Source organism: Halobacillus aidingensis (genome assembly GCF_900104185.1).
GTDB lineage: Bacteria > Bacillota > Bacilli > Bacillales > Halobacillaceae > Halobacillus > Halobacillus aidingensis.
Genome location: NZ_FNIZ01000009.1, coordinates 129689 through 148356 on the forward strand (window position 1 = coordinate 129689; position 18668 = coordinate 148356).

Genomic DNA, 18668 nt, shown 5'->3' on the forward strand with positions numbered 1-18668 from the left:
GTTCACCCTTCTTCCGCTATCTGTCTATGGTTGAATTGATGATGAATGGCAGCATGCATGTAAGATTTCAGCCAGTTGAAATGGACGGGAAGCTGGGTGATTGTCGCTTCCAACCGGTGCATATGGTTTTGTAGCATTTGTTCAATGTTCACCAATACTTGTCCACTATTTCCTAGCAATGCAGGACGTTTGATAAGTGCATCAATGAGAGGGGAAAAATTACCTTCCTGATAGCTGCGTTTTTCTTCCAGCAATTTTTTAGCTAAAAGCCATTCACCCGCCATATCATTAATGGCTGTTTTTTGGACATACGAAGCAACCCTTTGAATAAGAAGGGATTCGATTTTTTTCAAACCTTCTAAAAATTCTTGGAATGACTCCACATCTTTATAATAAAGTTCCATCTTCAATTCGTTGATTTCCTTAATTGCGCCCGCAAGCGTATGAATCATAGGAATGTCGTCAAGTTGAGAGAGGAGATAATAATATAGGCCACTATAATAATCGCCGGCAAGGACCGTCAATTGACGGCTGCGAACAATCTCCCGATCATCGTCTTCATCCGATAATGTAACAAGATCGTGTGTATCAAGAGCAATCTGAACGAGCATCGTTGTAATGATATATTGTTCTTTTTTCACCTCAGACAATTTCGTGTGATCCATGATTGAAGACAGGATCACAAGCTTATCTTCATCGATCGTCGGCTCAGGGATAAAACGTACCAAATAAGGGTGGCGAACTTTCGATGCAATTTTTCGTTTGAGTTGTTTGATGTCATTATCTGAAGAATTCAACTTGATCACCTTGTCCCTTCCTGAACACTATTAAACCATTCCCATTATAGCATATTTGACCTTCTACTGTTTACTATGTATACGTTCGCAGAGCGAATGGTCACTCTGCATCGTTCGTCATTTCGCCGTGGCTTGTTTGAATGACAGCTTTCCCACGTACTTTCACGGCAGAAGTGTGCTCGGTAAACTGAGCGATCATTACTTCTCCACTGTCAAGCTTTTCGGAGTGGTGGAAACGCGTATCCGTACCGCGGGTCAAACCGATGACATTCACGCCATCTTCAAGGGCTTTTATGACGAAGAAATCATTGTTGGATGTAGTCATAGGATCGCCTCCTTCTAGTATCATTACTATCTCTTACAAAGGGGACTTTTGTCAAAACATCCACCTTGTTGAACACTGCGAATGAAGAGCCTTTCCATCATTATGGCCTCAATGCAGGATTTTTAAAAAAATAAAAAGAAAAAGGGTGCACATGCACCCTTTTCCGAAGCCCTATGTAGCTATTATTTAACCGCATCTTTAAGGGCTTTACCAGGTTTGAAAGCTGGTACTTTACTCGCGGAGATTTCGATTTCTTCTCCAGTTTGTGGGTTACGGCCTTTACGTGCCGCGCGCTCACGTACTTCGAAGTTACCGAATCCAATTAATTGGACTTTATCACCGTCTTTAAGTGAATCCATGATAGATTCGAATACAGAATCTACAGCTTGTGTAGCATCTTTCTTAGAAAGATCAGCTTTTTCAGATACAGCGTTGATTAGATCTGTTTTATTCATGCCATTCACCTCCTCCCAAGAAGGTTTAACTCATTCAAGTGGTTTCATCCACTTCAAATGTTTATTTAGGTGCCATCTTTATGATGACAAGCCTTATAATAAACGAGTTTAAAGCGAAATTCAATAGACAATCCTGTAAAAAACGCGTAACAACGCGACTTCCGAGCTGAATTCCGCTTCATTTCAGGTGTAGCCTACCATAATCTTCTTCAAGTGGCAAACCCTCTAAAACCTTGATATGACGGCATTTCCACAACTTTAATGATCTTCACATAGGTAATTACGACACCCACCTTAAAAAATCCTTTAAACTTCGTAATTTTTTTCTTAAAAACACTGAAAAGTAAGCATTTCTGGTGTTTTTGAGAATGGAAAGGAGAGGATATACAGTGCCTTCGAGTGAAAATAGAACCCACATTTCTATCATTTAAGTCTTATTCAAATCCCTGAAAAAAGCAAAATTAAAAACGGCTCACACGGAGCCGTTATAAAATGATTGCGATCATACCACCAGAACCTTCATTGATGATACGCTCGAGCGTTTCTTGTAGTTTGTACCTTGCATTTTCCGGCATGAGTGCCAGTTTGGCCTGGATGCCTTCACGGACGATCGAACTCAAAGATCTGCCAAAGATATCTGAATTCCAAATGGATAGTGGGTCTTCCTCAAAGTCCTGCATAAGATACCTCACGAGTTCTTCGCTTTGTTTTTCTGTTCCTATAATCGGCGAAAATTCTGATTGGACATCCACTTTAACCATATGGATCGATGGCGCGACAGCTTTCAACCTTACCCCGAACCTCGAGCCTTGTCTGATGATTTCAGGTTCATCGAGAGTCATATCCTCTAAGGTCGGTGCAGCAATTCCATAACCCGTCTGTTTGACCATCTGTAAGGCATCTGCCACCTGGTCATATTCTCTCTTCGCATGGGAGAAATCCTGCATGATCTCAAGTAAATGATCTTTCCCTCGGATTTCTTCTCCGACAATTTCTTTTAAGACATGATCATACAAATGTTCCGGCGCTTGAAGATCGATTTCAGCAATCCCTTCCCCAAGGTCCATCCCTGAGATATGAGCACCTGTAATGTACTCGTATTGATCGAAGTTACCTACGACTGTATCCACATCACGTAATCGTTTAATATCTTTAACTGTATCTTCAATCGCCTCTTGAAGGTTGTTCCTTAACCAGTGGCGGGAATCAAGAACCATCACCCAGCTTGGTAAATTCACATTCACTTCCAGCACAGGGAATTCGAATAATGCTTCACGTAGAACATTTTGAACATCGTTTTCCCGCATGCTCTCTACGGACAGTGCAAGGACGGGTATATCGTACTTCTCAGAGAGGTTCGCCCTCAATTTTTCCGTATTCGGATGATGCGGCTGTGCGGAATTCACAATCATAATGAAAGGTTTTCCGACTTCTCTCAACTCTTCTACGATTTTCTCTTCTGCTTCCACATAATCAGCCCGGGCGATTTCACCGATGGTACCGTCCGTAGTCACAACGATTCCAATGGTCGAATGCTCCTGGATTACTTTTTGCGTACCAATTTCCGCTGCTTCATGAAAAGGGATCGCCTCTTCATACCAGGGTGTATGAATCATTCTTGGTCCGTGCTCATCTTCATACCCAACCGCACCATTCACGGCATATCCGACACAGTCAACCATGCGGACGCGGATGTCAAGGTGATCATCAATATTGATGTTTGCCGCCGTATTAGGGACAAACTTAGGTTCTGTCGTCATAATCGTCTTCCCTGCCGCGCTTTGAGGCAATTCATCTAATGCACGCTCACGCTCTGATTCTTCCTCCATATTTGGTAAAACAACGAGCTCCATGAATTTCTTTATGAATGTTGATTTTCCAGTACGAACAGCCCCGACGACTCCTAAATAAATATCTCCATTTGTCCGTTTGGAAATATCACTGAAGATATCAACCTTTTCCAAAGGATCCCCTCCCAAATAAAATTTCACCTTCATACAAGCCTAGACAATCTAATTCTATGACGTTGTCCTAGTGAAATATGCAAGAAATTATAAGTACGGAAACTCATACTGGACGAACAATCATAGATGATTCGCATAAACAGGAGAAGAGAAACGCTGGATAGGTAAGGTATAATCAAGTTTAGTTTATGCTCACTAAAAATCTATGAAAAAAACCGTCCCTCTATGCAGGAACGGTTCACAATCATGTCGATGGCTGAGCTTTTGAAAACACAGGCTCTCCATTTTCTACTGTATAGGTAGTCGAATAGGCAGGGACAAATGGGGTATGATCAGTTAATAAGTAACGAATATCTTCCCCTTGTTCGTAACTGTGCTCTTCTTTTCTTAGGTATGTGTACAAGTCTTTCCGATAATCAATATACACTCTCCCCTGTTCATCCAGGTAAACGGGAAGTTTTTGGTCGGAATAGGGGCTGTTGACCATCGGCGGCTCGTCCATTCCAATTTTCTCATGATCCAGTTCATAAACCCCAGGAGCGACGAAATCACCGAAAGGCGGATATTTATTATTATCTCTGTAGAACTTCACTTTGACCTGCAAAGAACGTACCTCTTCCGTTGTTCGGAGATCCAGTACTTTCACTGTCGGATCTGTTTCAGGGTGGATGATCACATATTGATAATGGCCGCCGTTTTCAAAGGATGTACCCGGTAAATCATTGAGAAGATTCAATTCCTTCAACTTACTGAATTCAATTGGATACTTTTGAAAGATCGGCGTGTCTTGATCTTTCGTTTTTATAGGCAGCAGGCCGTTTTTCTTTTCCTGATAGGTGTCTACAGCATTTTGAACCATCTCAAGCTGTTGATCATTCGGCACCTGGTTCTTCGCCAACTTGTTCTGCGGATATAGACATCCGGAAAGCAACAATGCCGTCAAGGGCAATAATATGAATAAAAAGCGTTTCATGTAGTGTCTCCCTCCTGTTAGGCCGTCGGTCCGCTCAGGACGATATAAAGAATAATAATTCCTCCGAAAATCATAAACAAATAAGCAAAAACAGCGATCATTATTGATAGAAAGCCCTTTAATTTATATCTGCTTAAGTAAATTAAACCAACAGCCAGGAACAATGAAATAATCCCTGCGAAGGATATGTACATTTTGAGCATTGATTCTGACACAGCTCTTCCTCCTTCAAAGCACACTTTGCTGATGGTATTATACCACAAGTCTTTGTATACGGACAGATGAGAAAACAGAGTCTATCAGTCTTTTAATCCATTTTTATAACCTTTTTAGTATGCTCTGTTAATCATTGAGTCGATGATTAGTTATTAAAGAATATGACAGGATTGTGAAAGACTCAGTTTCGAGACTTCTGTGTAAGTGGATGGGGCTGCGGGGAATGACTCGCTTTCCGTGGGAGCGCGGTGAGCCTCCTCGGACTGCGTCCTGTGGGGTCTCACCATGCACTTTTTTCCCACAGGAGTCTCCCCATTCCCCTCCGCCCCTTAACCATATGAGGTTCTCGAAACCCTACATATAGTAAACGGCCTATGTCGAATGGAAGTCCTAATAAACCATGTCGTCTTCATAGTTTCCGACATAGAAAATGCACGAATAAGGCGTGGGAACAGGGTCTGGGAAACGTCCGTATGAAAAGCGAAAGGAGATAACAACGTGTGTGTTTTTCTACTCACTGATCCAAAACACTGCAAATCGTCGTTTCCCTGACCCCGTATCCATGGTCAGGATTCGTCATTCATTATTTCAACCAAATCAAGGCTTCTTTTAGGGATACCCGATAGGTGCTCCTTGCGCTCCCGCGGAAAGCGAGCTATTCCCCGCAGCCCCCATCCACTCAACAAAAGTCTCGAAACTGATTCTTCCACAATCGGGAGCTTATATGAAATAAACATTGAGATTTACGGAGCGATTCAATTGAAAAAAGCATAAAAAAATCCGGGGCAAACGGTTTGCCCCGGTTGACTAAACAATTCCCTGACCAGCTCATGTGTAATGATTGCTGCGTAATATCTTATGCATACGAATGAAGGACCGCCTCCTCAGGCGCCTATTGGTTCGTAATCATTTTAAAAACTTGCCTAAGGTATTCATATCCAAAGGCATGTTTTGTTTGGTGATTGCTTCAACGATTTTATCTTCCTTCGATTTTGACACGTTCTTATTAGCAACCTTTGCGAGCTGGCGAACAAGACGTCTGACCGTCTTTTCATCACTGAAATCAGCATTCTGTACAGAATTCGCCACTTTGAAGACATCTTCTGGGTCGATGTTTGCCTTTTTCTTCAGATGATCAAAAATATTCTTTTGAAAATCATTCATGAACAATTGACCTCCTCGTGCGTTAGGTTCTGTGTAGTATATGCACGAGAGTCGATATGTGTCAGTCATTCATCTTTTCATCAAGAATATTTGTCAAATCCTCCATTTCATGTCGACGGATCCTTGTCATCAATTCGTCGACGACATCTCTTGGATCAGCCGATTCAAATAGAATCCTGTAAATCCCTGAAGTGATCGGCATTTCCACCCCTTGCTCTTGTGCAAGTTGAAAAGCGGCTTTTGTCGTCCTGACTCCTTCTACGACCATTCCCATTTGGTCTAAAACCTCTTCCAATGGATATCCTTGTCCAAGCTTATTCCCAGCCCTCCAATTTCGGCTGTGAGAGCTTGTACAAGTTACAATAAGGTCCCCGATTCCTGTCAAACCGGAGAAGGTGAGCGGGTTCGCTCCCTTTGAAGTTCCAAGACGGGCAATTTCAGCAAGCCCTCTCGTAATTAGAGCCGCTTTGGCATTATCCCCGTAACCAAGCCCGTCCGAAATACCAGCACCAAGAGCGATAATATTTTTCAACGCGCCTCCAAGTTCCACGCCGACCAAATCAGGAGATGTATACACGCGGAATTGACGATTAATGAAGAGGTCCTGCACTTTCTCCGCTACTTCTAGTTCTTCTGCAGAAACAGTTACGGTTGTTGGCTGCCTGAGACTTACTTCTTCCGCATGACTTGGACCGGAGAGGACGACGATATCCTCATACTTTTCTTTCGGGATCTCTTCGGAAATCACTTCAGATACACGCTTGTAAGAGCCAGGCTCGATCCCTTTTGAAGCGTGTGTAATGATCACTTTGTCATTTAGAACTTCCTTTAACTGGCCGCAGACTTCTCTCATAGCCTTTGTCGGAACGACTAAGATCACATGCTTAGCATTTTCTACAGTCGCTCCTAGGTCATGGCTTGCAGTAATCGATTGAGGAAGATCAATATCTTTCAAATATTTTTCATTCCGATGCGTTTGGTTGATTTCTTCAGCAAGGTTCTCCCTGTGTGTCCAGAGATGAACCTCATGCCCATTATCAGCAAGAACGAGGGCAAGAGCTGTGCCCCAGCTCCCCGCACCAAGTACAGCTACTTTCTCCATGCTACCTACTCCCTTCCTGAATGAATCAGCTACGTTTCCTTGCAAAAATCTTGATTGGAGTTCCTTCAAAACCGAAGGCCTCACGGATCCTATTTTCCAAGAATCGCTCATACGTGAAGTGCATCAACTCAGGTTCATTAACAAATACCACAAAACTTGGCGGTTTGACAGAAACTTGAGTCGCATAAAAGATTTTCAGCTTCTGACCCTTGATGGATGGAGAAGGATTCATAGCAAGGGCGTCCATAATTACTTCGTTAAGCAGATTCGTCTGCACACGCTTCGCATGATTCTCACTTGCTTCCAGAACTTTAGGGATCAACGTATGAATCCGTTTTTTTGTTTTCGCAGATAAAAAGACAATAGGTGCATAGTCAAGGAAACGGAATTGATCCCGAACCTTATCTTCAAACTCTTTCATCGTTTTTTCTTCCGTCTCTATGGTATCCCATTTATTGACGACGATAATGACAGCTTTTCCAGCTTCATGGGCATAGCCCGCAATCTTTTTGTCCTGTTCATGAATGCCTGCATCTGCATCAATTAAAGTCAGGACAACATCTGAGCGTTCAATCGCCTTCAATGCCCTCATGATGCTGTATTTTTCGGTCGTTTCATAAACTTTGCCTCGTTTTCTCATTCCAGCTGTATCAATGATCACATAATCCCGATCGTCTTTCGTGAATGGAGTATCGATAGCATCCCTTGTCGTACCTGCGATATCACTGACAATCACGCGTTCCTGACCAAGGAGACTGTTTACGAGCGATGATTTCCCTACATTCGGTCGGCCGATTAAGCTGAAACGAATGGTATCATCATCGATTTCTTCCTGAATTTTTTCAGGGAAGTGTTTCACAACTTCATCGAGCATGTCTCCAAGTCCCAATCCGTGGGTCCCCGAAATTGGGAAAGGTTCACCAAAACCTAGAGAGTAGAATTCATAAATGTTTTCTCTCATTTCAGGGTTGTCTACCTTGTTCACTGCAAGAACAACCGGTTTATTTGATTTAAATAGAAGTTTGGCGACTTCTTCGTCAGCTCCGGTAATTCCATCACGGCCGTTCACCATGAAAACGATGACATCTGCTTCATCAATAGCTACTTGTGCCTGTGCTCTCATTTGCACGAGCAACGGCTCGTCCCCAAGTTCAATCCCACCAGTATCAATGACATTGAATCGCGTTGTCAGCCATTCGGCTTCTGCATAAATCCGGTCTCTAGTGACACCGGGCGTATCTTCTACAATAGAGATTCTTTCTCCGACAAGTCGGTTGAATATCGTTGATTTCCCAACATTCGGTCGTCCTACAATAGCAATTACTGATTTTCTCATGAAAGGATCATCCTTTCTTTATTTCTATTTTCATTATTCCATGTTTCCTCAGTAGTGAAAAGCAAAAAAATACTGCTCTCCCCCGGGCGATGGTTTAACAGCCCATCTTCCGAAGAACAGCAGGAAGCCATTAACTTTACTATCTTAGCAAACTTTAGAAAAAGAAACAATTCTTTCTCAATGCTTGACGATAATATATAGTTGATCACTTAATGCATGAGCGATTCCATCCAAAATAGCTTCTAAGTTTGCTGCAACAGCTTCCATTTCCTCTTTCGTTTCACACTTGAATACAGCTGCACTGCCGTGGACTTTGTTTTCCTGTGTCGTAACGGAAGCCAGTATCGCTTTCTCCATTTTCATGAATGTTTCCTCCTACCTTTCTTCGAAGGCATTTGTATGGCATTTTCGAGAACGGGTACGTGTTCAATAATCTCTTTCGCCCGTTTTGAATCCTTTTCTTGAGGAAGAATGAACACTCCAATCCTTCCATCATTCAAGTCTCTTTTGATCAATGGCACAAGAGCGGGTGTACCTGAATCCCTGAAGACCCCCAGGGTCACAGATACATCATGCAAGATGGCCTGCCTCTGCCCAAGGTTTGCAATGGTAGAACGGACACTGAATTCTTTAGGGGTTAATACGAAGCCCATTCCATATTTCAAAATCTCTTCCTGCCGCTCAGGCAATCCAATGTTCATGATGTAAATGTTATCGACATACAATCCGGCTCCGTCGAAGGAAATGGATTTCTCTTCTACCGTTACGATATCCGAGAGCTTCGAACCGCTCATCAACATTCCAGATAGAAGAAAGCATATGACAGCTGCCCCTAAAGCCACCCAAACATTAAGTGCTAAATAACAAAGGGTGACGACAAAAGAAGTGAAAATGACGAGGTAATTTCTGCTCTCGAAAGCAACTGCTATTCCTTCAATATACGTATTGCCTCGTGGGACAAGTTCATAAGAGTCCATTTCCGTCAATGTATTCCTCTCCATATTGCGTACTTCCCGGAACTGAGAAGCAGCTAACGTCAAAAAAGTCACGGCGGTGAATTCCTTTTCCATAATAGAGGGGATCGCGATGGTTCCAAGCGCAGCTGCAATGAACCCTAAGGATAAGTGGATGATCTTCCCATGAAGGTAAGTCGGATATTGCCTGTAATCAGTACGCAACATAAAGACTCGAAGAGCTGTACCGACGAGGATTCCTAAAATGATTGGATAGGTGTATTCATTCACACAAAAGCAGCTCCTTTAGATAGGGATTTTCTCTTTTTACGAATAGTTCTCTTCAATTGATCTACGCCATGAAAAAGGAGCAGAACAAACACCCCTTTTATCGAGAGAGAAAGCATTACATGAGTATTAATGAGCCCTTCATTTTGATAAAGGGCGAAAGTAATGTAAGAAAATAAGGAGCCACCAGCATTGGTTAACATCCATAAACCCATCTGGCCACCGACATCCTTAACGAACATTCGAAGAATTCCCACGATCACAAAGAGAAACAGAGAAATTCCCGGGAAGTTCACCCACACAGGATGCACGATGAGAAACATCCAAATGGCTGCGTAGCCAACGCTAAGAATGAACGGCCAGAAATAATCAAACACGGTTCTTTTAATCGATATAAAAAGATAAGTTCCGAAGACGAGAAGGATAAGGACGTGAAAGTAAAATTGACCTTTTTGACTCCAAGAAAGTATGTCATATGTACACATAAAAACACCCAAAATCAGTAACAAATCGCGTTTCAGTTTCCGACGTTGAATGAAAAAGACAGCTATGACCGTTAATGACCAAGCAAACCAATAAAACGTTGCCTCCAAGACCCCACACCTCCCAAGCTTCACCATTTATTATGTGTGGTTCACGAAAGCTTTAAACATTTTATATAAAGAAAGGGTTTGTTAGCCCGTAATTGTGATTATTAGTTATTAAAGAATATGGCAGGATTGTGAAGACTCGATTTGATATTTTTTGGGGTTCGTTGCTGAGTTGCGCGTCAGGGGTGGCTGGGAAGCAACTCGCTTTCCTGTGGGGGAGCGCCGAGCTTCCTCGGACTGCGTCCTGCGGGATCTCGCCTATCTCCTTCTCCCACGGGAGTCTCGCAGCTTCCCAACCACCCCATTCCATGAGACTGAAAAACCAACCCCTTTGCCTAGGATGAGTGTTTTCCACTATCCATACCAGAGTGTTACCAAGCGCTCTGTAGCAGCTTTCAATGTGGGGCCCCATTCTTTATCATCTGCATGCTAATCATAGTAAATTTCCTTTGTGGAAGTGGTTTCGAGATACTTATATGGCAAAGGGGCGGAGGGGAATGGCGAGACTCCTACCTTAAGTGTGCAGGCGCCTCGGTCAGCGGCGTATGGAATGGACTGAGCTGGCGGAGATAAAGGAAACACGAAGAACGGAGTGATTCGATGTTGACTTATCGTACAGAAGCGAGGGAAGTCTCACTAGCCGCTAGGCGCCGGAACCGGATAACTAAGAGGGAAAAAGTGCATGGTGAGACCCCAAAGGACGCAGTCCGAGGAGGCTCACCGCGCTCCCGCGGAAAGCGAGCTATTCCCCGCAGCTCCCATCCACTCACCAAAAGTCTCGAAAATGAGTCTTCCACAATCGGAAGTTTATATTAAATAAGCATGAAAAAAGCTACATAAAAAAGCCTATGACAAATTTGTCATAGGCTTAATTCATCCTTTGGTCATACCATTGCTTCGTATAACCGAGCATTACGTGTGGTTTTCCATTCAATTTCTTAGGGTGGAGAGCATTTTGAAGCATCATAGCTATTTTGAATTCATGTAGAATATGATGGATCTCTTCAGTTAATGCTTCCCTTCCTTCATTCACCAGTATCTTCAGCAGTGAACCGGCCATTCCGAAACCTTTTGCACCGAGCACCATCGCCTTCGCTCCATCAAGGCCGTTCCGAACTCCTCCTGATGCGAAAACATGCAAATCATCAGAAATAGACGTCTCAAGAACAGATACTGGAGTGGGGATGCCCCAATTATTAAAAGAAGTGTACGCACGCTCGCGCCTCATGTTTTCCACTCTAGAGAAATTCGTCCCACCTCTTCCACCTACGTCAAGGTGACGAACTCCCATTTGATAGAGTGTATCAGCGGTTTCTTTAGACATCCCATAGCCAACTTCCTTTACTATAACTGGAACATCGATATGGTCAATGATATCCTGAATCCTGTGCATCCGTTGTGAAAAATCACGATCCCCCTCAGGCATAATCATTTCCTGAAGAGTGTTGATATGAATTTGCAGAGCATCGGCATGGAGCATACGAACCGCTTCCCTTGCCTGGTCTAAAGTAGCTTCACTTCCTACATTAGCAAAGATGACCCCTTCAGGATTCATTTCTCGAACAATTTCATAAGTTTTTCGTTCTTCAACATTTTTTAAAGCTGACATTTGAGAACCTACAGCCATACCGATTCCAGTTTCTTTTGCTGCTATAGCCAAGTTACGGTTGATCGCCATGGTCTCTTCTCCGCCACCGCCAGTCATCGCATTAACAAAAAGAGGGGAACTTAAATAAAGTTCCCCTACTTGTATATTCATTTGTATATCCTCGAAATTGAGACGGGCAAGACTTTGATGAACAATTTCGATATCATCAAAATGATTATGAATCTCCCGTTCGTGACTGATGGCATGGCGGATATGGTCAATCTTCCTTTCAGATCTGCTCATATCCATCCCTACTTCTATTAAGCTCTATACCATTTAGACTTGGTTCAAAGACCAGTACTTAATTGCTCAAGAGCTTATTTTTTATATTTATCAAGTTTGTCGCCAATCATGTCACTTAAAGAGAAACCGGAATTGTCATCTTCTTTCTCATACTGTTGGATTTCAGCACGAGTTTCGTCACGCTCTAACTCTTTCATGCTTAATGAAAGGCGTTTAGCATCCTCGTCAACATCCAGAACTTTCACTTCAACCGTTTGTCCTTCTTCTAACACTTCATCAGGTGTACCGATGTGGCGGTTGGAAATTTGAGAAATGTGGACAAGGCCTTCAACTCCCGGGAACACTTCTACGAAAGCCCCGAAACTTACGAGACGACGAACGGTTCCTTCAAGAGTTTCACCAGGATTCACTTTTGAAGTGATGTCATGCCATGGTCCTGGTTGAGTAGCTTTCAGTGAAAGAGAAATTCTTTCATTGTCACGATCGACGGAAAGTACTTTGACTTTGACTTCTTGGCCTTCTTCCACAACATCAGATGCTTTTTCCACATGCTGATGGGATAACTGGGAGATATGTACAAGTCCGTCAATACCTCCAAGATTTACGAAAGCACCAAAGTCAGTCAAACGTTGTACAGTACCCTCGATGACTTGTCCTTCTTCTAGAGATTGTAGCACTTCATGCTTCTTCGCTGATTCCTCTTGCTCAACGACGGCACGGTGGGAAAGGATTACACGGTTTTGCTCACGATCCAATTCCACGACTTTTAGGGAAAGCGTTTTTCCTTTATAGTCTTCAAAATCTTCAACGTAATACGTTTCAACCAAAGAAGCTGGAATGAACCCACGCAGGCCGATATCGACAACAAGCCCGCCTTTTACAACATCTTTAACTTCAGCTTCAAAGATTTCTCCGCTTTCGAACTTAGCTTCCAGATCTTCCCATGCCTGATCAGCATCAACGGCACGCTTAGAAAGTACGATTTCATCATCTTCCACTTTCTTCACTTGTAGAGTGAGCTCGTCTCCTTCGCTCACTGCATCTGAAGCTTTTTCTACATGAAGGCTGGATAATTCACTGATAGGTACAATACCTTCGACTTTATATCCAACATCTACGAGGACCTGTTTTTCTTCAATCTTCACGACTTTACCAGTCACGATGTCCCCTGCAGAGAATTCTTTCATTCCAGATACTTCTTGATTCATTTCATCCATACCAAGCTACCTCCTTCAATTTCCGACACAACCTAATAATACAGAAATGCCCTTTTGTCTAACTTCTAATATTTAGAGCATTTTGTCAAGTGATTACGCCTCATGATTGATGAATTTTATGCAATTGTCTGATTTCTTCCATGATCCGATCTGTAACAACCTGGGCAGAAGCCTTCTGTTCACGATATTCCGTCATATCAATCGGTTCACCATAAACCACTTTCAATTTCTTAAACTTTTTGTATGGACCGATAATCGCGCAAGGAACTATCGCCGCTTCAGACCGCAAAGCAAAGAAACCAGCTCCGGCAAGGCCTTTGCCGATTTCGCCGTTTTTCTGCCTTGTCCCTTCAGGAAATAGTCCAAGGGCATGGCCTTCTTTTAATATATCCAGACCTTTTCTTAAGGCGTTCCTATCCCTCATGCCACGTTTGATCGGAAAAGCATGGACTTTTTTCAATATACCCCCGATAACAGGGTTTTTAAACAACTCTTCTTTCGCAAGGAAGTAAATATTCCGACTACTCGTTATGCCTACAACCGGTGGGTCCACGTTGGAGATATGGTTGGAACAAATAATGACTGGACCTTCTGCAGGAATGTTCTTTTTTCCGACAATCTTAATTCTGTACATCGGATATAAGATCACACTACATAAGGCTTTTCCTATTTTATAAAGATTCATCCCTGCTCCCCCTTCTCCCATTTCTCATTCACGATAGTTAGAATCCCCTCGACTACTTCGTCGATATTCATGGATGTTGTATCGATCTCGATGGCATCTTCTGCTTTTACCAACGGGGCAATCTCTCGATTGGAGTCGATTTCATCACGTTTTCGGATCTCTTCTTTCAATTGTTTCAAATCAGAAGGAAAACCCTTTTCAAGATTTTCTTTATGACGCCTTTCTGCTCTTTCTTCGACAGAAGCAATCATAAAGATCTTCACTTCCGCGTCTGGAAGCACATGGGTTCCAATATCACGGCCATCCATGACCACACCCTTGTCCTTGACGAGTTCTTGTTGTCTTTGCACCATTTCTTCGCGAACATTTTTGTGCTTAGCAACGATTGACACTTGATTGGTCACCTCTGCTGTCCTGATTTCCTCAGAAACATCACGTTGGTCGAGGATGACTCTTTGTCCGGCATCACTTTGAACGAGATTTAAATCAGATTGACTTAGAAGCTGAGCCAAACCATCCTCATCTTCAAGCGAAATGCCTTGTTTCAAGGCTTTCCATGTTAATGCTCGATACATTGCACCTGTATCTACATAAATAAAAGAGAGCTTTTCTGCGACTTTTTTTGCTACAGTACTTTTTCCGGCTGCCGCTGGGCCGTCAATGGCAATTGTCATTGTGTTCATACGATCCGTATCCTCCATCTGTCTTATCAAAGAGAAAACGCACTGGCACAGCGCGTTTTCTCTAAAATTTTTGCTAAATGATCACAGTCAAGAATAACATAATTCTACTATGAAAATCCATTTTATTTGAGTGCTCTCATCCGTGATTGCATTTGTTGTTCAAAGCAATATTTGATAATCAACTGCCTGTCCTTTTCATGAATTTCAATAAATTCAATAGAAACCCTTTCAGGCTGGGAAACTTTTGCCGGAATGACGCGGATGACCTTTCCGATTGCAAACACGTAATGGGTCTCCCCTGTATTCATGGGAAGGACCAGAGTCAAGTCGATCTTATTCTCTTCCTCTAATTTATTAGAGGGCGATTGTACGACCATGACGCCTCCTCCACTAATATCATTCGTAATGGTAGGAAAAGAACAAGTATCCCACTCTATAGCTACATCCACAGATGCGTTGACACGGACATACTTACGTCTTTGGACCCTGTTCAATTCTTCCAAGCCTGGAAAGAATAAAGCGATAACTGGTATGTTTCTTTTTTCCCTTGCCACCACCTCTGTCTTAAACCAATAAACGGATTGGTCTTGACCGACGAAGCTTGCTTGGAATTGTGTGCCATCCAGAAAAAAACCTGTCCGGCCGGTTTTAGTATGTACAGGATAATCAATGTAAATTTTACTATCTTCAAAGTCCACCAATTTACACTTGTAATGATCGACTTCATCCACTTCTGATTTTTTCAATTCCAGTGTCAGAGGTGTCCCCACCTTCAAATTCTGCATCATGCTCCTCCTCTATAAACGTGATTATATTATCTCACGTCTTTTTAAAAAATGGAAGATAATAGGTCTAAAGACAGAGAAAAAGAACCCTAATCAAAGGGTTCTTTTTCAGACCTCCTGGTTGAACTTCATCTCCGCTTTCTTCAATGTTTCCACTTTTTCTTCTTGTCCATTGGTCGCATTGATAAAGATACGATAGGTCGTATTTTCCATCGTAGCCAGGAATTCATAACAGAGGACTTGTTCATTGACATCATTTTCAATTACAGAAAGGTGATTTTCCTGTATCTCAACATTTGGATTCACTTTTCCTCTTGCTTCTTCCAATGAGATTTCAGGTTCATTGAGTTCTCGCTCACTATGGAAATTGTAATAATCACGAGCACTCATGCCTAACACTTCCCCGTTATCAAGCGCCACTTTTACCACAACAGAATCAGGGAAGAACCTGACATCATTTTGAGTGTAGAGGAAACGGAAGACCCCCATGTTGTCATATTGATTGCTTTCGACGAGCTCTAGATCAGATATTTCCAAGCCTTCCGCATATTCCTTCGCTTTTTCAGAAGCTTCATATAGCGAAATTTCAGGCTCTCCCACTTTACGGCTGATCATAATGGTCAAAGGATGTCCGCCTTTTTCCGTTAAATCGATGTACCCATTCTTATCACCGTTTTGGAAGGAAGCTGTGTACATAGGTACATCTGCGCCTTTCCCTGATTTTGTAACCGTGAGCTTATCTGTGGATACTTTTTCCAGCCACTGACTGGCAATTTTTTTCGCTTGTTTTTCATCGATTTTTTCACCTTCAAGGTGTCGAAAGCTTTTTTCTGGGCCGGAGGATCCGAATCCTGTTTTAGTCACGGATTCTTCGAAGCCATCCATAGATTTTTCTACCGTCTTGAATCCATTGACGATGGTATTGTCACCGACTTCATCGTTTGTAGCTAAGGCAAGTTCAACATCCATCCACCTTAAATTATCTTTCATTACGACATTTTGTACTTTTCTGAGTTCCCCTTCAATTTCACCGGACTTTTTGTGGAGCTCTTCCAGCATTTGAATCTCCTCTTCACTTAGGGGTTTCTTTTCCAGGTCTCGAACAGCTGTCCGATAAGTAAACTCACCGATGTCGTGTAAGAATTCTTCAGTTTTATTAAAAGGAAGAAGCGTCAGTGGCAGTTGGCCTACATCTGAACTTGCATCAGAAGAAATTTTCCATATCTCAGCGAGTTGAGGAGATAATCGGTTTCGAGAGTTCATCGCTAGGCTTGAACCGATTTTGTCATGGAGAAGATCGACATTGTAAGTCAGTTCATGAAATGCTCTTTGATAACTGTTTTCAGCTTGGATCAGGACGGCATTTTTATCCTGATTCTCTTTATACCCCCACACACCTGCACCGATCGTAGTTATGCTCAGTAATATGATGGCGATCCATTTTCCCATACGCCCACCTCCTATTTACAGAAAATATGTTTGCCGATTTGTTTGATTTGTGGTCTTGACCAGATCCAGTCCGATGTAGCTGTGTTTGGATTGAAGTAGTACAAGGCTTGACCAGAAGGGTCCCAGCCATTAATCGCATCCATAACTGCATCTTTCGCCTGATCATTTGGTTCCAGCCAAATTTGACCATCAGCTACGGCAGTAAAAGCACGAGGTTCGAATATGACACCAGATGCATTGTTAGGGAATGAAGCACTCTTGATCCTGTTCAGTATGACCGCTGCTACTGCCACTTGGCCTACATAAGGTTCACCGCGAGCTTCACCGTAAACAGCGTTTGCCATCAATTGAATATCATTTTGTGAATAGCCACTTGGAACATTGACGGCTGTCGGTTCCTCTGGCTGCTGTTGCTGCTGGTTTTGTTGTTGTTGCTGATTTTTTTGTTGATTCTGTTGCTGCTGTTGATTTCCTTGTTCTGTTTGTTGAGTTTTAGGAGTACCTCCATAGTGCGTAAAATCTTTACCTTTTCTGATCTGTTCTTTCACATAACCCTCATCATAGTTGCTTGCTTTATTCAGCTTATTTTTCACTTCCTGACCCACGAGCCCATCAATTTCCAGACCGAATTCATACTGAAAATTACGAACTGCCCAATAGGTTCCCCAACCAAAAACTCCATCGATTTCGCCGTTGTAAAAACCTAAGTACTGCAGCCTGGATTGAAGTTCAATGACATCATCACCCGTGGCCCCTTGCTGAATGACCTGATTTGAAAAACCTAGGACAGGTTTGACATAGGTCAACTCTGATAAAGGGAAAAGCAACAAGGCTAAACCCAAAAAAACGACCATCGTCTTCTTCCATACCATCCAATATCCACCCCTGACCCAATAGTTTTGTTATAGGGGTAGTTTTTAACAGAACCAAAAGATTATGCATATTTTCATTTCTAAGCTCAGCAACTATGAAAGACACATTATTATCCGCATCTTCTATATATGCTCTCGTTTGTGGAAGACTCAGTTTCGAGACTTTTGTTGAAGTTGATGGGGGCTGCGGAGAATAACTCGCTTTCCGCGGAAACGCAAGGAGGACATACCGCGCATCCTTAAAGAAAGCCTTGTCTAGTTGAAATAATGAATGATAATTCCTGGCATGGATACGGGGTCAGGGAAACGACGATTTGCGGTGTTTGGAATCCGTTCGTAGAAAAACACACACGTTCGGGTCTTCTTTCGCTTTTCATGTGGACGTTTCCAGACCCTGTTCCCTCGCCTTATTCGTGCAGAATCTATGGTTAAAACGACTCTATAACGGCGTGGGTGAGCAGGTCTTCATTACCGAACTTGGCAGGTTACTGCTAGAGCGATTTCGAGAACCTCATATGGCAAAGGTGCGGAGGGAAACGGTGAGACTCCTGTGGGAAGTGCGTGGTAGATGAGACCCCGCAGAGCGTTAGTGAAGTGACCCCCAAGAGTTGGACACTTATCTAGCTCTGAGTTAAGGGGGATTCACCTTGAAAAAATTTACGAAAGAAGACAAATTCCAAGCCGTTCGTCGATATATTGATGAAACGATAAGCTACCGTCACCTTGCTAACGAGATTGGCGTAGACAACTCCGCTCTACGTTATTGGGTCAAATTATATGAGTATCATGGCAATCAAGCTTTTGCGTGTCCCTATACAAACTATTCCTCAGACTTTAAACTGAAGGTAATTCAATGGATTAAAGACGAAGGGTATTCCATTCGCGAGGCCTCAGCTCTCTTCCATATCCCTGATTATTCAATG

At 42.7% G+C, this 18668-nt stretch carries 20 protein-coding genes; 1 reads left to right on the forward strand and 19 read right to left on the reverse strand.

Going from position 1 to position 18668, the window contains the following annotated elements:
- Positions 1–2 precede the first annotated feature (2 nt).
- The 19 genes from BLS23_RS10900 to sleB form a co-directional block, all read right to left on the reverse strand.
- Positions 3–806 carry a heptaprenyl diphosphate synthase component 1 gene (locus BLS23_RS10900; RefSeq protein WP_089652582.1) on the reverse strand — a complete coding sequence of 268 codons (804 nt, stop codon included), beginning with the start codon at positions 804–806 and terminating at the stop codon, positions 3–5.
- A 91-nt stretch (positions 807–897) separates the two neighbouring features.
- Positions 898–1122, reverse strand: coding sequence for a trp RNA-binding attenuation protein MtrB (gene mtrB / locus BLS23_RS10905; protein WP_089652583.1), 225 nt, complete (start codon positions 1120–1122; stop codon positions 898–900).
- Positions 1123–1304: 182 nt separating this feature from the next.
- Complete coding sequence (locus tag BLS23_RS10910) at positions 1305–1577, reverse strand: HU family DNA-binding protein (RefSeq protein WP_008638574.1); 273 nt, start codon at positions 1575–1577, stop codon at positions 1305–1307.
- Between the two features lie 485 nt (positions 1578–2062).
- On the reverse strand, positions 2063–3541 hold the full coding sequence (gene spoIVA, locus BLS23_RS10915; RefSeq protein ID WP_089652608.1) for a stage IV sporulation protein A: 1479 nt from the start codon (positions 3539–3541) through the stop codon (positions 2063–2065).
- A gap of 244 nt (positions 3542–3785) precedes the next feature.
- Entirely contained in the window at positions 3786–4514 is a 729-nt protein-coding gene (locus BLS23_RS10920; protein WP_089652584.1) for a hypothetical protein, read from the reverse strand.
- A gap of 17 nt (positions 4515–4531) precedes the next feature.
- A complete protein-coding gene (locus tag BLS23_RS10925) occupies positions 4532–4729 on the reverse strand; it encodes a DUF2768 domain-containing protein (protein ID WP_089652585.1) in 198 nt (65 codons plus the stop codon).
- 907 nt (positions 4730–5636) lie between these two features.
- Positions 5637–5894 carry a stage VI sporulation protein F gene (locus tag BLS23_RS10930; protein WP_089652586.1) on the reverse strand — a complete coding sequence of 86 codons (258 nt, stop codon included), beginning with the start codon at positions 5892–5894 and terminating at the stop codon, positions 5637–5639.
- Positions 5895–5955: 61 nt separating this feature from the next.
- Positions 5956–6996, reverse strand: coding sequence for an NAD(P)H-dependent glycerol-3-phosphate dehydrogenase (locus BLS23_RS10935; protein WP_089652587.1), 1041 nt, complete (start codon positions 6994–6996; stop codon positions 5956–5958).
- A 25-nt stretch (positions 6997–7021) separates the two neighbouring features.
- Complete coding sequence (gene der, locus BLS23_RS10940; RefSeq protein WP_089652588.1) at positions 7022–8332, reverse strand: ribosome biogenesis GTPase Der; 1311 nt, start codon at positions 8330–8332, stop codon at positions 7022–7024.
- 177 nt (positions 8333–8509) lie between these two features.
- Entirely contained in the window at positions 8510–8695 is a 186-nt protein-coding gene (locus BLS23_RS10945) for a capping complex subunit for YIEGIA (RefSeq protein WP_035504885.1), read from the reverse strand.
- Complete coding sequence (locus tag BLS23_RS10950) at positions 8692–9576, reverse strand: YIEGIA family protein (protein WP_089652589.1); 885 nt, start codon at positions 9574–9576, stop codon at positions 8692–8694. Before BLS23_RS10950 ends, BLS23_RS10945 begins: the two co-directional genes overlap by 4 nt.
- On the reverse strand, positions 9573–10166 hold the full coding sequence (locus tag BLS23_RS10955; RefSeq protein WP_089652590.1) for a YphA family membrane protein: 594 nt from the start codon (positions 10164–10166) through the stop codon (positions 9573–9575). Before BLS23_RS10955 ends, BLS23_RS10950 begins: the two co-directional genes overlap by 4 nt.
- Positions 10167–11031: 865 nt before the next feature.
- Complete coding sequence (fni, locus tag BLS23_RS10965) at positions 11032–12054, reverse strand: type 2 isopentenyl-diphosphate Delta-isomerase (RefSeq protein WP_089652609.1); 1023 nt, start codon at positions 12052–12054, stop codon at positions 11032–11034.
- A gap of 74 nt (positions 12055–12128) precedes the next feature.
- Positions 12129–13271 (reverse strand): 30S ribosomal protein S1, encoded by a 1143-nt coding sequence (gene rpsA, locus BLS23_RS10970; RefSeq protein WP_089652592.1) that lies wholly within the window; start codon positions 13269–13271, stop codon positions 12129–12131.
- 100 nt (positions 13272–13371) lie between these two features.
- A complete protein-coding gene (locus BLS23_RS10975; protein ID WP_089652593.1) occupies positions 13372–13956 on the reverse strand; it encodes a lysophospholipid acyltransferase family protein in 585 nt (194 codons plus the stop codon).
- A complete protein-coding gene (gene cmk, locus BLS23_RS10980; protein ID WP_089652594.1) occupies positions 13953–14639 on the reverse strand; it encodes a (d)CMP kinase in 687 nt (228 codons plus the stop codon). Before cmk ends, BLS23_RS10975 begins: the two co-directional genes overlap by 4 nt.
- Before the next feature lie 122 nt (positions 14640–14761).
- Positions 14762–15424 (reverse strand): flagellar brake protein, encoded by a 663-nt coding sequence (locus BLS23_RS10985; RefSeq protein ID WP_089652595.1) that lies wholly within the window; start codon positions 15422–15424, stop codon positions 14762–14764.
- Positions 15425–15532: 108 nt separating this feature from the next.
- Positions 15533–16873 (reverse strand): germination protein YpeB, encoded by a 1341-nt coding sequence (ypeB, locus tag BLS23_RS10990; RefSeq protein WP_089652596.1) that lies wholly within the window; start codon positions 16871–16873, stop codon positions 15533–15535.
- A gap of 11 nt (positions 16874–16884) precedes the next feature.
- The gene (sleB, locus tag BLS23_RS10995) at positions 16885–17745 is read right to left on the reverse strand and encodes a spore cortex-lytic enzyme (RefSeq protein ID WP_089652597.1); all 861 of its coding nucleotides are present in this window, start codon (positions 17743–17745) and stop codon (positions 16885–16887) included.
- A 647-nt stretch (positions 17746–18392) separates the two neighbouring features.
- On the opposite strand from sleB, the gene BLS23_RS11000 reads away from it, so the two are divergent.
- Positions 18393–18668 (forward strand): helix-turn-helix domain-containing protein (locus tag BLS23_RS11000; protein WP_143015254.1); only part of this gene is annotated, 276 nt, incomplete at its 3' end.

Coding starts and splice junctions, on each gene's coding strand:
- mtrB (WP_089652583.1), bottom strand. CDS start 1,122: ATGACTACATCCAACAATGATTTCTTCGTCATAAAAGCCCTTGAAGAT.
- BLS23_RS10910 (WP_008638574.1), bottom strand. CDS start 1,577: ATGAATAAAACAGATCTAATCAACGCTGTATCTGAAAAAGCTGATCTT.
- BLS23_RS10920 (WP_089652584.1), bottom strand. CDS start 4,514: ATGAAACGCTTTTTATTCATATTATTGCCCTTGACGGCATTGTTGCTT.
- BLS23_RS10930 (WP_089652586.1), bottom strand. CDS start 5,894: ATGAATGATTTTCAAAAGAATATTTTTGATCATCTGAAGAAAAAGGCA.
- BLS23_RS10935 (WP_089652587.1), bottom strand. CDS start 6,996: ATGGAGAAAGTAGCTGTACTTGGTGCGGGGAGCTGGGGCACAGCTCTT.
- der (WP_089652588.1), bottom strand. CDS start 8,332: ATGAGAAAATCAGTAATTGCTATTGTAGGACGACCGAATGTTGGGAAA.
- BLS23_RS10945 (WP_035504885.1), bottom strand. CDS start 8,695: ATGAAAATGGAGAAAGCGATACTGGCTTCCGTTACGACACAGGAAAAC.
- fni (WP_089652609.1), bottom strand. CDS start 12,054: ATGAGCAGATCTGAAAGGAAGATTGACCATATCCGCCATGCCATCAGT.
- rpsA (WP_089652592.1), bottom strand. CDS start 13,271: ATGGATGAAATGAATCAAGAAGTATCTGGAATGAAAGAATTCTCTGCA.
- BLS23_RS10975 (WP_089652593.1), bottom strand. CDS start 13,956: ATGAATCTTTATAAAATAGGAAAAGCCTTATGTAGTGTGATCTTATAT.
- cmk (WP_089652594.1), bottom strand. CDS start 14,639: ATGAACACAATGACAATTGCCATTGACGGCCCAGCGGCAGCCGGAAAA.
- BLS23_RS10985 (WP_089652595.1), bottom strand. CDS start 15,424: ATGCAGAATTTGAAGGTGGGGACACCTCTGACACTGGAATTGAAAAAA.
- ypeB (WP_089652596.1), bottom strand. CDS start 16,873: ATGGGAAAATGGATCGCCATCATATTACTGAGCATAACTACGATCGGT.
- sleB (WP_089652597.1), bottom strand. CDS start 17,745: ATGGTATGGAAGAAGACGATGGTCGTTTTTTTGGGTTTAGCCTTGTTG.